General features: G+C 38.9%; 14 protein-coding genes. 11 read left to right on the top strand and 3 right to left on the bottom strand.

The window, feature by feature from the left end; all coding sequences use genetic code 11:
- The first annotated feature begins 2 nt into the window (after window positions 1–2).
- The 6 genes from hppD (at window position 3) to WAA15_RS18960 (ending at window position 5,789) form a co-directional block, all read left to right on the top strand.
- A complete protein-coding gene (hppD, locus tag WAA15_RS18985; RefSeq protein ID WP_337044403.1) occupies window positions 3–1,133 on the top strand; it encodes a 4-hydroxyphenylpyruvate dioxygenase in 1,131 nt (376 codons plus the stop codon).
- A gap of 13 nt (window positions 1,134–1,146) precedes the next feature.
- Window positions 1,147–1,878, top strand: coding sequence for a phenylalanine 4-monooxygenase (phhA, locus tag WAA15_RS18980; protein ID WP_337044421.1), 732 nt, complete (start codon window positions 1,147–1,149; stop codon window positions 1,876–1,878).
- A 92-nt stretch (window positions 1,879–1,970) separates the two neighbouring features.
- The gene (locus tag WAA15_RS18975) at window positions 1,971–2,402 is read left to right on the top strand and encodes a MarR family winged helix-turn-helix transcriptional regulator (protein ID WP_337044402.1); all 432 of its coding nucleotides are present in this window, start codon (window positions 1,971–1,973) and stop codon (window positions 2,400–2,402) included.
- 31 nt (window positions 2,403–2,433) lie between these two features.
- Window positions 2,434–3,660: a fumarylacetoacetase gene (gene fahA, locus WAA15_RS18970; protein ID WP_337044401.1), complete on the top strand. Its 1,227-nt coding sequence runs from the start codon at window positions 2,434–2,436 to the stop codon at window positions 3,658–3,660.
- 63 nt (window positions 3,661–3,723) lie between these two features.
- On the top strand, window positions 3,724–4,890 hold the full coding sequence (locus tag WAA15_RS18965) for a cation:proton antiporter domain-containing protein (RefSeq protein WP_337044400.1): 1,167 nt from the start codon (window positions 3,724–3,726) through the stop codon (window positions 4,888–4,890).
- A gap of 2 nt (window positions 4,891–4,892) precedes the next feature.
- Window positions 4,893–5,789, top strand: coding sequence for a flavin reductase family protein (locus tag WAA15_RS18960; protein ID WP_337044399.1), 897 nt, complete (start codon window positions 4,893–4,895; stop codon window positions 5,787–5,789).
- Window positions 5,790–5,818: 29 nt separating this feature from the next.
- On the opposite strand, the gene WAA15_RS18955 is transcribed toward WAA15_RS18960, so the two are convergent.
- Complete coding sequence (locus tag WAA15_RS18955) at window positions 5,819–5,992, bottom strand: hypothetical protein (RefSeq protein ID WP_337044398.1); 174 nt, start codon at window positions 5,990–5,992, stop codon at window positions 5,819–5,821.
- Between the two features lie 85 nt (window positions 5,993–6,077).
- Complete coding sequence (locus WAA15_RS18950; RefSeq protein WP_337044397.1) at window positions 6,078–6,569, bottom strand: peptide deformylase; 492 nt, start codon at window positions 6,567–6,569, stop codon at window positions 6,078–6,080.
- Window positions 6,570–6,717: 148 nt separating this feature from the next.
- Here WAA15_RS18950 and WAA15_RS18945 point away from each other — a divergent pair, with 148 nt between their 5' ends.
- A complete protein-coding gene (locus WAA15_RS18945; RefSeq protein WP_337044396.1) occupies window positions 6,718–7,950 on the top strand; it encodes an OmpA family protein in 1,233 nt (410 codons plus the stop codon).
- Window positions 7,951–7,975: 25 nt separating this feature from the next.
- Here the strand turns inward: WAA15_RS18945 and WAA15_RS18940 are convergent, their stop codons facing one another.
- The gene (locus WAA15_RS18940) at window positions 7,976–9,493 is read right to left on the bottom strand and encodes an NAD(P)H-hydrate dehydratase (RefSeq protein ID WP_337044395.1); all 1,518 of its coding nucleotides are present in this window, start codon (window positions 9,491–9,493) and stop codon (window positions 7,976–7,978) included.
- A gap of 170 nt (window positions 9,494–9,663) precedes the next feature.
- Here WAA15_RS18940 and WAA15_RS18935 point away from each other — a divergent pair, with 170 nt between their 5' ends.
- The 4 genes from WAA15_RS18935 (at window position 9,664) to WAA15_RS18920 (ending at window position 13,306) form a co-directional block, all read left to right on the top strand.
- Window positions 9,664–10,713 carry a VOC family protein gene (locus tag WAA15_RS18935; RefSeq protein ID WP_337044394.1) on the top strand — a complete coding sequence of 350 codons (1,050 nt, stop codon included), beginning with the start codon at window positions 9,664–9,666 and terminating at the stop codon, window positions 10,711–10,713.
- A 245-nt stretch (window positions 10,714–10,958) separates the two neighbouring features.
- Window positions 10,959–11,312: a 50S ribosomal protein L19 gene (rplS, locus tag WAA15_RS18930; protein WP_337044393.1), complete on the top strand. Its 354-nt coding sequence runs from the start codon at window positions 10,959–10,961 to the stop codon at window positions 11,310–11,312.
- 212 nt (window positions 11,313–11,524) lie between these two features.
- A complete protein-coding gene (gene dapF / locus WAA15_RS18925) occupies window positions 11,525–12,301 on the top strand; it encodes a diaminopimelate epimerase (protein ID WP_337044392.1) in 777 nt (258 codons plus the stop codon).
- A 93-nt stretch (window positions 12,302–12,394) separates the two neighbouring features.
- Window positions 12,395–13,306, top strand: coding sequence for a DUF2167 domain-containing protein (locus WAA15_RS18920; RefSeq protein WP_337044391.1), 912 nt, complete (start codon window positions 12,395–12,397; stop codon window positions 13,304–13,306).
- The last annotated feature ends 100 nt before the right edge of the window (window positions 13,307–13,406 follow it).

The following is a 13,406-nucleotide window of genomic DNA, read 5'->3' as shown; positions in this document are numbered from 1 at the left end:
TTATGCTTCATCAAACACTAAATAGTACAAATACTTTAGAAAAAACAGATTTTCTGCCTATTAACGGGACAGACTATATCGAACTCTATGTAGGTAACTGCAAACAGGCTGCGCATTATTACCAATCGGCATTTGGTTTTCAGCCACTAGCGTATGCAGGGCTTGAAACAGGGCTGCGCGACCGTGAAAGTTATGTGTTGCAACAAGGCAAAATCCGCTTAATGCTTACCTCGCCCTTACACGGTGGCACCGAAATTGGTAAGCATATTGATAAACATGGCGATGGCGTAAAAGTAGTGGCTCTTTGGGTTGACGATGCCCGCGATGCTTATTATGAAACCATTTCGCGTGGGGCTAAGCCTTTTATGGAACCTGTAACAGAGCAGGATGAGTTCGGAACCGTAACCCGTGCCGGAATACACACCTATGGCGATACTGTACACATTTTTGTTGAACGTGCAGACTATAAGGGCATTTTCCTGCCTCATTTCCGAGCATGGACACCCACTTACCATCCTTCGCCTGTTGGCTTAAAGTTCGTAGACCACATGGTAGGAAATGTAGGCTGGAACGAAATGAACGAATGGGTAAACTTCTATGCTAATGTAATGGGATTCAACCAGTTAGTTAGTTTTGACGATAAAGATATTTCGACAGAATACACCGCCTTGATGAGCAAAGTGATGTCGAACGGCAACGGCAGAATCAAGTTTCCGATTAATGAGCCAGCCGAAGGTAAAAAGAAGTCTCAGGTGGAAGAATACCTCGATTTTTACGAAGGCCCCGGAGTGCAGCACCTTGCAGTAGCTACTGATGACATCATCACGACGGTTACACACCTAATGGAACGCGGTGTTGAGTTTTTACGTGTACCCGACAACTATTATGACGAACTAAGAGGCCGTATTGGTGATATAGACGAAGAAATTGAGCAATTAAAATCACTGGGAATTTTGGTTGACAGAGACGATGAGGGGTATCTTTTACAGATTTTTACCAAACCTATCGAGCCACGCCCAACAATGTTTTTTGAGATTATTCAGCGTAAAGGCGCAAAATCTTTCGGCAAAGGTAATTTTAAAGCTCTTTTTGAAGCCATCGAAAGAGAACAAGTTTTAAGAGGCACTTTATAAATCCAACCCAATGATGAACCAGTCTTATGAATCTTATACTCCTGCCGACCATCAGGTATGGAATTTATTGTTTGAGCGGCAAATCAATAAATTGCCTGAACTGGCCAGCAAAGCGTATCTGGAAGGTATCAGCAAAGCAGGATTCGTAGCCGACCATATTCCTGATTTTGAACAAGAATTAAACCCCAGATTACAAGCCCTCACGGGTTGGTCGGTGGTTGGAGTTGAGGGTCTGGTGCCTATCAAAGAGTTTTTTGAGCTATTGGCCGAAAAGAAATTTCCGGCCTCAACTTGGCTAAGAAACCTTGACCAACTCGATTACCTCGAAGAACCCGATATGTTCCATGATACTTTCGGCCATGTGCCTTTGTTAACCAATCATGCTTTTTGCGATTTTCTTGCTGAATTCAGCAAGATTTCACTCAAATACATTGAAGATGAATCGGCCATTAAAATGATGCAGAAACTTTACTGGTATACCGTAGAATTCGGGCTGGTAAAGGAAGACAACGAACTGAAAATCTACGGGGGTGGCATTCTTTCGTCAAGTGGAGAAAGCGAATACAGTTTATATAGCTCTGTTCCTGCAAGAGTTCCTTATCATATAAAGGAAATTATTGCCACAGAAATTAAAATAGATGAGTATCAGAAGAAATACTTTGTGATTGATTCCTACGAGCAACTTTTTCATTCATTACCTGAATTTGAAAAAGTTTTAGAGCAACAATTATTGGTATGCCAATAATTAAAGGTTTTTCCTACTTTTGTAAAATATTTTGCCAATAAAAATTATTGTTACAAAATATTATATTACTAAAGTATTGACCAACAACAAAAATGACGCACTCTGATCAACGTTCCTATTTTTTTAAAATCGATACCACTATCAAGCGTATTCGCAGTTTTATGCAAAAGGGGCTTACCGATAATGGCATTGACCTGACAGTTGACCAATGGGTAGTGCTTGACCACATTAAACCCAAACCAGGAATCAGCCAGAATGACCTTGCAGTTGATACAGCCAAAGATGCTCCTACTGTAACTCGAATTCTTGATTTATTGGTAGAAAAAAAGCTGGTAAGAAGGCAAATGGCTGACGACGACCGAAGAAAATTTAATATTTACCTGACCGAAGAAGGAGAAGAACTACACGCAAAAGCCTTAGTAGTAATTGGAGAAATACGGAGGAAATCGTGGGATGGGCTTACTGATAATGATTACGACCAACTTGTAAGAATTATGAATACCATTCATAAAAATGTGAGTTAAAAACACTTCGGCAAAAATGTAAAAAACATTGATGAAGACTTGGTTAGAGATTCCGGCGGAATCTGACTTTTCTATTTATAATCTTCCTTTCGGAATATTCAGTAAAGGCAAAAATGCTCCTCGTGTAGGCGTACGCGTAGGAAATTATGTGATAGATTTAGAACAATCAAGAAAAGCAGGTTTGCTTGATATTCCTCGTAATATTTGTAATCAACCTTACTTGAATGCTTTTATTGGCTTGGGCAAAAAAAAGACTAATGCCGTTCGCTTACAGCTTCAGGAATGGCTTATCCAAGATAATTCGCCGCTACAAAGGCATTTTAATAAGGTTTTTTATAAAATTGAAGAGGTATATATTCATCTACCTCTTAGAGTTGGCGATTATACAGATTTTTACTCTAGCCTTGAGCATGCCACTAATGTAGGTAAAATGTTCCGGCCTGATAACCCACTGGTAGCTAACTGGAAACACATCCCTATTGCTTACCACGGGCGCGCCAGTTCAATTGTAGTTTCAGGCACAAATATTATTCGCCCTAAAGGACAAATAAAGCTACCTGATACCGCTAGTCCTTTATTTTCTGCTACCAGAGAAATGGATTTTGAGGTAGAAATCGGTACTATTATTGGTCGCCCGTCAGACTTGGGGCATAATATTACAACTGCTCAGGCCGACGAATACGTTTTTGGGTTTGTTCTTTTCAACGATTGGTCAGCCCGAGATATTCAGCGTTGGGAGTACCAGCCCCTAGGCCCATTTCTGGGCAAGAACTTTGCTTCTTCTATTTCTGCGTGGGTGGTTACGCTTGAAGCCCTCGAGCCATTCAGAACAGAAACACCTGAGCAGAGCCCTGTCCCCCTGCCCTATTTACAGTTTGAAGGAAAAAGAAATTTTGATATAAACCTAGACGTTTATCTTAGGCCACAGTCAGGAGACAATTACTGTATTTCACGAACAAATTCTAAATATCTATATTGGAATACCGCCCAGCAGATAGCCCACCATACCATAAATGGCTGTAACCTGAAAGTAGGCGATATACTGGCTTCTGGCACTATAAGTGGCCCAACTACTGGCTCTTGTGGCTGTATGCTTGAGCTTACCACAGGTGGTAAACAACCTTTGCAATTAAATAATGATACAGTAAGGGCTTTTCTGGAAGATGGAGATACCCTGTCAATAGAAGGATACGCAGAAAAAGATGGTATCAGAGTAGGTTTTGGTGAAGTTAGCGGCATGATAGTAGCAACTAATTAATTTTTTTGTAATTTCCCACCATAAAACACTTCTGTTACTATAACATGCTAAAGGCGTAACCCTATGACCAACACTATCATTATTATCATTTGTGCGCTTATCCTGATTGCTTATTTATTTGATATTTCGTCAAAGAATACAAAAATTCCGGGGGTAGTACTGTTACTTTCGGTGGGTATTCTTTCACAGGTAGTTGCTACCTACTGGCAGTTAAGAATCCCGAATCTGGAACCTTACTTACCCGTAGTTGGTACTATCGGGCTTATTCTGATAGTATTAGAAGGTTCTCTTGAACTGGAAATAGAGCGAAAAAAGAAAAAACTTTTTGTTACTACTGTTACAAGTGCGTTTATAGGGCTTGTGATTTTCAGTATAGTATTAGCCTTAGCGTTATTCTACTTTACGCACAAGCCTTTTCTGACTTGCATGATAAATGCAATTCCGCTCGGAATCATCAGTAGTGCTATTGCTATTCCGAGTGTTAAAAATTTATCAGCCGAAAATCGCGAATTTGTTATTTATGAAAGTTCGATGTCCGATATTCTCGGTATTATCTTTTTTAATTTTCTGGTATTACACACATCATTTGGCATAGCTACGTTTTCATCGTTCTTTTTTGATATTGCCATCATTATTATATTATCTATTGTGGCTAGTATAGGCTTAGGAAGCATGATTAGTAAGTTAAATCATCATATAAAGTACATTCCTATTGTCACTATCCTGATTCTGTTCTATGTCATTGCTAAAGTTTATCATTTGCCTTCATTAGTATTGATTCTGATATTTGGCTTGTTTCTGAACAATGTACATTTAATTAAATTCGATTTTCTGAAAAAATGGATAAACGCTGAGAGTATAAAAAAAGAAGTTGATGCCTTCGAACACCTCATTGCCGAAGTAACGTTTGTTATCAGATCGTTCTTTTTTATCATGTTTGGTTATTATACCAACCTTCAAGACCTGTTAAGCCTTAACGACTTTATCAATGCCATCATCATTGTTGCTTTTATTTTTCTTAGCAGATACTTAATTTTTTATCTGATGAAAATAAAGTCAGACCCGCTGCTTTTTATTGCACCGAGGGGTCTTATTACTATTCTGCTATTTCTGGCCATTCCGAGCGAACACCAGATTTTAGAGGTCAATAAGGGTTTACTTACTCAGGTTATATTTCTGACGGCCTTTGTGATGATGTTTGGCCTTATTCGCAACAAAAAAACTGTTTAATTATGCTCACACTTAATCCGAAAGAATTAGAATCACGCGTTTTTTATAGTTACCTCACGGGTACAGTCGCCCCACGACCCATTGCTTTTGCCAGTACTATCGATTCGGCTGGAAATGTTAATCTGAGCCCTTTCAGTTTTTTCAATATAATGGGTATTAATCCGCCCCTGTTGGTATTTGCACCAAATAATCGTGGTCGTGATGGTTCCAAGAAAGATACTACACTTAATTTGGCCGAAGTACCCGAAGTAGCTATTAATATGGTTGACTACGCCATGGTGCAGCAAATGTCGCTGTCAAGTGTTGAGTACCCTAAAGGAGTGAACGAGTTTATCAAATCGGGCTTTACACCTGAGCCTTCTCTTTTAATAAAACCTCCGAGAGTGAAAGAGTCTCCGGCGCAGTTTGAATGCAAAGTAATTGAGACCAAAGCCATTGGCACCATGAATCTTTATATTTGTGAGATAATTATGGCTCATTTCTCTGAAGATATTATTGGACAAAATGGTAAAATAGACCAGCGTAAAACCGATTGGGTGGCCCGTATGGGAGCCGACTGGTATGCGCGCATCAGCGAATCGGCTATGTTTGAAGTAGAAAAACCAAATACTAAAATAGGTATTGGCTACGATGCTATTCCGGCAAGTATTCGTTTATCGAAAATTCTGACAGGTAATCATCTGGGGCAACTAGGCAATATTGAAGCCTTACCAACGCAGGAAGAAATTATTGAATTCGGCAAAAATCGAAAAATGCAGGATATTTTTGAGCAGGCCACAAATGGCTGTGCATTTTTAGATAATCTGCTGCATGATGAAGCCTCTCGTTTATTAGCTCAGAACCAAGTAAAAGAGGCTTGGCTGGTATTGCTTCAAAACCCAAGCCTTACGACTAATTAAAGGCGGTAAGGCTTGAGTTTACTTGTATGCTATTTTTTACTTCCGCCGAACATCTTGAACATTCCGACAAGAATTAGTACAATTACCAATATTACGACAAAAACGCCTACGTTAAACCCTGCTTTAAAAATACCTGCAATGGCCTCACACGACGACAATACAAAAAGGAAACAGATGGCAAAAAGAAAATTGATTAGTCTCATGATATTCTAAAGTTTAAAAGTGAATTTGTTAGGCATAAATACTAAAAAACTGTGCCACCTCACGTATAAACCTTAGTTGAAACGTTTATGGGGTAGGTTTCCAGCGAAAAGATTGATTGTCGATGGCCCTCATTGTACATAAAACGCCATCCAGATGGTCATATTCATGCTGCAATAATTCTGACAAATCATTGTCTACTTGCCAGACCTGCTCTTGCCAGTTTTCATCTAAATACCTTACTGTTAGCCCCTTATGCCTCTTGACCCGAACCAGTAAATTCGGAAAACTCATGCAGTCGTCCCACAGTTCAAACATTTTTTCACTAATATTTTCCAACACAGGGTTAATAATTACAATCGGGCGGTCAATATTGATATAAATGAGGCGTTTCATGATACCCAGTTGTGGGGCAGCAATGCCTCTGCCAAACTTATATTTCGCCCTGATTTCCTGCATGACGTTATGCAGGTCGGCTACCCACTCTTTCACCAAAGGTAATTCATCCTGAGTCACTGGCGCACAAACTTCATAAAGGCGAGGGTCGCCCAATAAAACTAAATCTTCTAGGTGTTTCATACCGGAAATTAAACAAAAAGTCGCATTTTTGTCTTAATATTTATCTTTAAGAAGCTAATCTGACAATTTTTAACAAATATTAACGAACAAAGTTAAACTAATGCCCAAACATTTTTCGTTTAACCGAATGCAATAAATTTTTATGCTAATGAAAAGAATATATCTGCTAATTTTTCTCTTTTGCTCGACACTAAGCTATGGCCAGATGGTTACTCAAATGCCTGAAATTGATGACCAAAGTAGTTACGAAGTAGATATAACCAAAGTAGTTATTAACGATGAATACACAATAATTTACTTCAGTTATCAGTACAGTAATCGTAACAACCAGAACTTTAATCTTCCATTCCCTTTGCCGCGCCGCCAGCAACAGCAATCTTCGGCAACTATTTCGATTAACCCGAAAAGCTACCTGAATGGGAATGGTAAACGATTTAAATATATCAGAGCCACTGGTATTCCTGAGTTGCCAGACGCTAAACCTGTGGTAGCTGGTGAGGTGTATAAATTTACAGTTTATTATGAAAAACTTGACCCGGGCGTTGAATTATTTAACCTTATTGAAGGTAAAAACACACCCGAACAGACACTGCATTTCTGGAATTTTTATGGCGTACATGTGCGTAATCCGCTCAAACCAATAGTTGCTGACCTTAAATTAACCATCAAGGGAAAAATACTAGATGCCAAAACCCAGAAACCTATTACAGGAAAAGTTGTGTACCAGTTTGACAAAAACACAAAAAAAACAGGTTCAGTGTTAGTTAACCAGTCAGGCGATTATACCTTTACCCTAAGCCCTGATGCTTACACCCTGACGGCCTCGGCACAAGGCTATGAGCCAGCGCAAGCCAGCCTTGATTTGTCTAAAATTAAACGAAGCCAGCAATTTACTCAAAACCTGTACCTGTCTCCTGTTACACCAAAGCCCGAACCTAAACCTGTAACAAAAGTTGACAAAGAGCCAGAAAGCCCTAAAACTGATGCTGAAATAGCTACGCTGCCTAAGGAGGAAGTAGCACCAGTAAAAGTTGAGGAAAATAAATTCAGGTTGGATAAAGTATATTTTAACATTGGTGAGTCGGGACTGTTGCCTGCCTCTTACGTACAGCTTGATGGGCTACTGAATATGCTAAAAGAAAGCCCTAAAATGAATATTATGATTGAAGGGCATACCGATAACATTGGCGACCCTACACAAAATAAACGCCTTTCGCTTGAAAGGGCCTTTAACGTTCGGGAATACCTGATAGGCAAAGGAATAACAGGCAGTAGAATACAGATAAAAGGGTATGGCGATACTAAACCTATTGCCAGCAACGACACCGAAGAAGGCCGAAAACAAAACAGACGTGTAGAATTTATTATCTTGAATCCTTGATAACAGGGGCTATGTGCCCCTGTTACTAAAATCTTATATTTTCAATAATATCGGTAGCTATCATACTTACCATACCTCTGGTTTGGGCTGTTCGGTCGCCAGCTAGGCCATGCTCATAAACTCCCAAAATAGCTGCTTCACTGGCCGGATAACCTTGTGCCAATAAAGCCAGAATAATCCCTGTCAGAACATCGCCACTACCACCTTTTGCCATACCAGCGTTTCCTGTCGAATTAAAATGAATAGTGCCGTCAGGCAAGGCTACGGCAGTAAAAGCCCCTTTCAAACATACAACACATTTATATTTAATGGCAAAAACCGACAAAATTTGTAGCTTCTCATAATCATTATCCCATTTTTTACCAATCAGCCTTTCAAACTCTTTGGGGTGTGGGGTCAGAACAGAATTTTCAGGAATCAAATTTAATAGTTTTTCATTGCTTGCTATTATATTCAACGCATCGGCATCTATTACCAAAGGAGCTTTAGTATGTTTTAACAGTTGTTCTACCAACCGAATCGTTTCGGGTTTATTACCTATACCACACCCTATGCCAATAGCCTGATAGAGTGTAAGGTCTGGTAGTGTTTTCAGGTAAGTTTCATCTTCGGTAGGTAAGCACATCGCCTCAGGGATAGCCGTTTGCAGCACGGCATAGCCACATTTAGGGGCTGCTATGGTTATTTTACCTACCCCCGACCGCAAACAGGCACGTGTAGCCATAACAGCGGCCCCAATCATGCCATAACTACCTGCCATCATAAGCGCATGGCCAAAATTTCCCTTATGAGCAAATCTGTTGCGAGGTTTTATTAATTTTTGTGCCGTAGGGCTATCAGTATACACAAAATCGGTTTCAGTCTGATTAATAAACTCTTCGTTAAGCCCGATGTTTACTACTTTCCATTCACCTACATATTCGGCATTTTGTGGTAAAACAAAAGCCAGTTTTGGTAACTGAAAACTTACTGTATAAGTAGCCTTAACAATGGTATCCTCTTTCTTATTTGGCGAATCAGCAAACAAACCCGTAGGAATATCAACCGCTATTATTTCGGCCTTACTTTTATTGAGTTCTTCAACCGTTGCCTGAATCAACCCATTGATTGGTCTTGAAAGCCCAGCTCCAAGAATAGCATCAATAACTAAAAAATCTTGTTTAAACGCAGGTATTCCCTTTTCATCTGTTACATACTTTACAGGCACGAGGTTTTGAAGCCTGTGTTCATTGATACGAAAATTATCTGAGCTTTTCTGTGCATAATCAATAACAAAAACCTCAACCTCATAGCCCACTTTATCAAGCATTCGAGCAATTGCCAGCCCATCACCTCCATTATCACCCAAGCCACACAAAACTACAACCTTCTTCGACCCTACCGGAAAACGTTGACTAATATCGTTAACAAAAGCACGGGCAGCCCTTTCCATAAGGTCAATTGAAGCAATAGGTTCATGGGCAATAGTATACGCATCTGCTGCTTTTATCTGCGACACAAAATCTCCTTTTTGTGTCTGCTTTCTTGTTAATAAAATTTTCATCAATTTTGTATAATCATTTACATGGCTTTATTTCAAAGCAAAATTAAATTTAGTTTTTTTATTTAATAGTTTTGTCAACTACCTTTACAATTGGTGGTGTATGAAAGCACAACAATTGCCAATAACTAAAACCAGTAGTAACCTTTTTTAATCTAATTCATACAGAATCTATGTCAGAATTTATTAGCGGTATTCAACAAGTCGGGATTGGTGTCAGAGATGCAGGCAAGGCCTGGAGTTGGTATAATCGAATATTAGGACTTAACGTTCCATTATTTGATGATGTAGCCGAAGCAAAATTAATGACCCCTCATACAAATGGTATCATCAGACAAAGACGTGCTATTCTGGCTCTGAATATGGCCGGAGGTGGCGGAGCCGAAATCTGGCAATCAAAAAATCCTGAGCCTATTGCTGCTGATTTCACCCCTGAATTAGGCGACTATGGTATTTTTTCGATCAAGATAAAATGCCTTGATATAGAGAAATTTGCCGCAAAACATCAACTTAAAATAGAAACTTCGCCTGAAAACAAATCACATTGCTGGTTACAAGACCCATACGGGAATCAGATACAGATTATAAAGGATAATTCGTGGTTCAGACCAAGCGATAGCCTCACAGGTGGAATTGCAGGCGTAATAATTGGTGTGAGTGATATTGACAAAGCACTGAAGTTATATAAAAATACACTTGGCATTAGTGAGGTTGTTTATGACAAAACAGGTAATTTTCCTGATTTCGCAACCCTCGGTAAAGAAAACACGTCTTTCAGACGAGTTCTGCTCCGCAAAGCCATGAACAACACAGGGGCATTTAGCCGTTTATTAGGAAATGTTGAGATAGAACTGGTACAGGAAATTAACCCTGCTTCTAAGCCAAGAAAAATATTTGCAGGCCGTAGCTGGGGAGACTTAGGCTATATTCATTTATGTTTTGATACCTTAAACATGGATGGCCTTAAAGAACTTTGTGCAAAAAATGGTTTCCCATTTACTGTTGATAGCAGTGATACCTTTGATATGGGTGAAGCTGGTGGGCGTTTTACCTATCTGGAAGACCCAGACGGCACTCTGATAGAATTTGTTGAAACACACAGAGTACCTATTGTCAAAAAAATTGGCTGGTATCTGAACCTGAAAAAGAGAAAAACCCAAAAACCATTGCCCGACTGGATGGTAGCAACAATGGGTTGGGGTAAAGTAAAAGAGAAAGAATAAACAGCAACGAATAAGATTCATTGAAATTGAAAAAAAATATATTTTTTTTCAATTAAAGTTTTTAAGCAAGCCATTTTTTTTTATATATTAGCACCAACAAAGACAACAAATGAAAAATCTGTTCGTTTTTTGGTTTTTACACTAGAATATGTTAATTTTGCACTCCGATTAGGCGAATGCTGGATTTGTACGGTTCAGCCGCTTCACTAAGCGAGAAAATTTATAATCTAGTAAATAAAAAGACAATGGATTTGATTAAATTGGTTGAGTCAGAGTTTGCTCCCAAGAGAGAAAAACACCCAGATTTTAAAGCTGGTGATACAGTAGATGTTCACGTTAAAATCTCGGAAGGTAATAAAGAACGTATTCAGGTTTATACTGGTACTGTTATTCAGCGTCGTAATGCTGGTACAAATGGCGAGAGTTTTACCGTTCGTAAAATCTCAAATGGTGTAGGTGTAGAAAGAATTTTCCCTATCTTATCACCAAGTATTGAGAAAATTGAAGTAGTTCGCCGCGGAAAAGTACGTCGTGCAAGATTATTCTACTTACGCGGAAAACAAGGTAAAGCTGCTCGTATCAAAGAATTAAAGAAATAATGTACATCTAAAATAAAAATTTTGAATCTTAGATTTAACTTTTTTGTTTTATAGATGTCTAAAGATAAAAGTAATAGCTTTTTCATAATTTTGTATGGGAAAAGGTCGCTTCTTTGAAGCGGCTTTTTTTGTATCTGAACAGTTCAGAATATTACTTCCCAACCGAATTTTGTTATACAGTAAATTGTTACCCAGTAAATTGTTAATAAACCATGAATACAGAAAATTATACAGGCACTTTTTATAAATATCAGGGTACAGGTAATGACTTCGTTATGATTGATAATCGTAACGGTCAGTTTCCTGTAAACCAGCCATTTATTGAACACCTATGCGACCGCCGCTTTGGTATCGGGGCCGACGGCCTTATTCTACTCCAGAATGACCCTGATTACGACTTCCGTATGGTTTATTTCAATGCCGACGGCCGCGAAGGAAGTATGTGTGGCAACGGTGGGCGTTGTACGGTACGTTTTGCAGAAGACCTCGGTATTTTCAGCCATAGCACAACTTTTATTGCCGTAGACGGCGAACATAAAGCTACCGCTAGCACCGAGGTAATTTCACTAAAAATGGGAGAAGTACATAGTATTGAACGTCATGAAACCTACGACTTTATGAATACTGGTTCGCCGCATTATGTACAATACGTTACAGACATCAAAAATTTCGACGTATATAATGAAGGGAAACATATAAGATATGCCGAAGAATGGGTTAAACGTGGTGGCACCAACGTAAACTTCGTTGAAGTAATAGATGCTGAAACTATTTATGTAAGAACCTATGAAAGAGGTGTTGAAGACGAAACCTACTCATGTGGCACAGGGGTAACAGCTTGTGCGCTATCGGCTAGTTTAAGGCTTAATATGCAAAGCCCTATAAAAGTAATTACCAAAGGTGGCAACCTGCAAGTATCTTTTAATGAGGATTTTACAGAAGTTTACCTTGTTGGTCCGGCGAATAAAGTTTTTACTGGCAATCTCTGATTTTTTTGCACTAAATAAGGCTCATATTTTGGTTAATTTTCAGAAATTGATTTACTTACATATTCTTACTAACATTAATAAATCACTTTTTGCATGACCAAATTATTTACCCTTCTTGCTGTACTATTATTAGTACAACCTACTGCTATTTTTGCCCAAAAAGACAAAGAAAGTGAAATCAAGCTCGATTCCAGCTTTATTAAAATCTTAACTATTTTAAAAGACCTCAAATACGAACCCGAAGGAAAAGTTATTCCGCTGGGTGAGATGGGGCAAATTAAAGTTCCGAAAGGTTTTAAGTTTCTTAACGCTAAACAAAGTAAACAAGTGCTTGAAGATATCTGGGGAAACCCACCTTCAAACGAAACACTTGGTATGCTATTTGAAACTAACGGTTCTCCTGTTGATTCTGTCAATAGCTGGGCTTTTGTTATTCAGTATGACGGCATTGGCTATGTAAAAGATGAAGATGCCGATGACGTTGATTACCAAGAACTCATGACTGACATGAAAAAAGAAACCAGCGAAACAAATGCAGAAAGAAGCCGGCTTGGGTATCCTACTGTTGACTTGGTTGGCTGGGCTTCTACCCCATTTTATGACAAAGACCGTAAAACTTTACACTGGGCTAAAAACCTGAAATTTTCAGGCGAAGAAACAAATACGCTTAATTATGATGTTCGGGTATTGGGCCGTAAAGGGTTATTCTCTTTAAATGCTGTTGGCAGCATAGACAACCTGCCACACATTAAATCGAAAATTAATGATGTAATTGCCTCAGTAGAATTTTCACAAGGGAACCGTTATCAGGATTTTGACTCTAACATCGATGAAATCGCCGCCGTGGGTATCGGAGGGCTGGTAGCTGGCAAAGTACTGGCAAAAGTTGGTTTCTTTGCGTTAATAGCTAAGTTCTGGAAACTAATTGTTGGTGGGCTAATTGTTGCAGGTGGGGCAATCAGAAAATTATTTACTGGTAGAAACGAAGACACTGAAACTACGTAAACCCTCGCCGCTTTAACGGTATAAAATAAAAAACGAAGATAACATTGATGTAAACAGTTAACATCTATTATCTTCGTTTTTTATTTCAAAGAACTTGACT

Origin of the sequence: Emticicia sp. 17c (genome assembly GCF_037153985.1) — a bacterium.
Classification (GTDB): domain Bacteria; phylum Bacteroidota; class Bacteroidia; order Cytophagales; family Spirosomataceae; genus Emticicia.
Note: the sequence above shows the minus strand (reverse complement) of the source record. Positions and strands in the feature narration are given on the sequence as shown.

What these genes read in the sequence shown, in the direction of transcription:
- hppD (WP_337044403.1), top strand. Translation starts at nt 3, where the DNA reads ATGCTTCATCAAACACTAAATAGTACAAATACTTTAGAAAAAACAGAT.
- phhA (WP_337044421.1), top strand. Translation starts at nt 1,147, where the DNA reads ATGAACCAGTCTTATGAATCTTATACTCCTGCCGACCATCAGGTATGG.
- WAA15_RS18975 (WP_337044402.1), top strand. Translation starts at nt 1,971, where the DNA reads ATGACGCACTCTGATCAACGTTCCTATTTTTTTAAAATCGATACCACT.
- fahA (WP_337044401.1), top strand. Translation starts at nt 2,434, where the DNA reads ATGAAGACTTGGTTAGAGATTCCGGCGGAATCTGACTTTTCTATTTAT.
- WAA15_RS18965 (WP_337044400.1), top strand. Translation starts at nt 3,724, where the DNA reads ATGACCAACACTATCATTATTATCATTTGTGCGCTTATCCTGATTGCT.
- WAA15_RS18960 (WP_337044399.1), top strand. Translation starts at nt 4,893, where the DNA reads ATGCTCACACTTAATCCGAAAGAATTAGAATCACGCGTTTTTTATAGT.
- WAA15_RS18955 (WP_337044398.1), bottom strand. Translation starts at nt 5,992, where the DNA reads ATGAGACTAATCAATTTTCTTTTTGCCATCTGTTTCCTTTTTGTATTG.
- WAA15_RS18950 (WP_337044397.1), bottom strand. Translation starts at nt 6,569, where the DNA reads ATGAAACACCTAGAAGATTTAGTTTTATTGGGCGACCCTCGCCTTTAT.
- WAA15_RS18945 (WP_337044396.1), top strand. Translation starts at nt 6,718, where the DNA reads ATGAAAAGAATATATCTGCTAATTTTTCTCTTTTGCTCGACACTAAGC.
- WAA15_RS18940 (WP_337044395.1), bottom strand. Translation starts at nt 9,493, where the DNA reads ATGAAAATTTTATTAACAAGAAAGCAGACACAAAAAGGAGATTTTGTG.
- WAA15_RS18935 (WP_337044394.1), top strand. Translation starts at nt 9,664, where the DNA reads ATGTCAGAATTTATTAGCGGTATTCAACAAGTCGGGATTGGTGTCAGA.
- rplS (WP_337044393.1), top strand. Translation starts at nt 10,959, where the DNA reads ATGGATTTGATTAAATTGGTTGAGTCAGAGTTTGCTCCCAAGAGAGAA.
- dapF (WP_337044392.1), top strand. Translation starts at nt 11,525, where the DNA reads ATGAATACAGAAAATTATACAGGCACTTTTTATAAATATCAGGGTACA.
- WAA15_RS18920 (WP_337044391.1), top strand. Translation starts at nt 12,395, where the DNA reads ATGACCAAATTATTTACCCTTCTTGCTGTACTATTATTAGTACAACCT.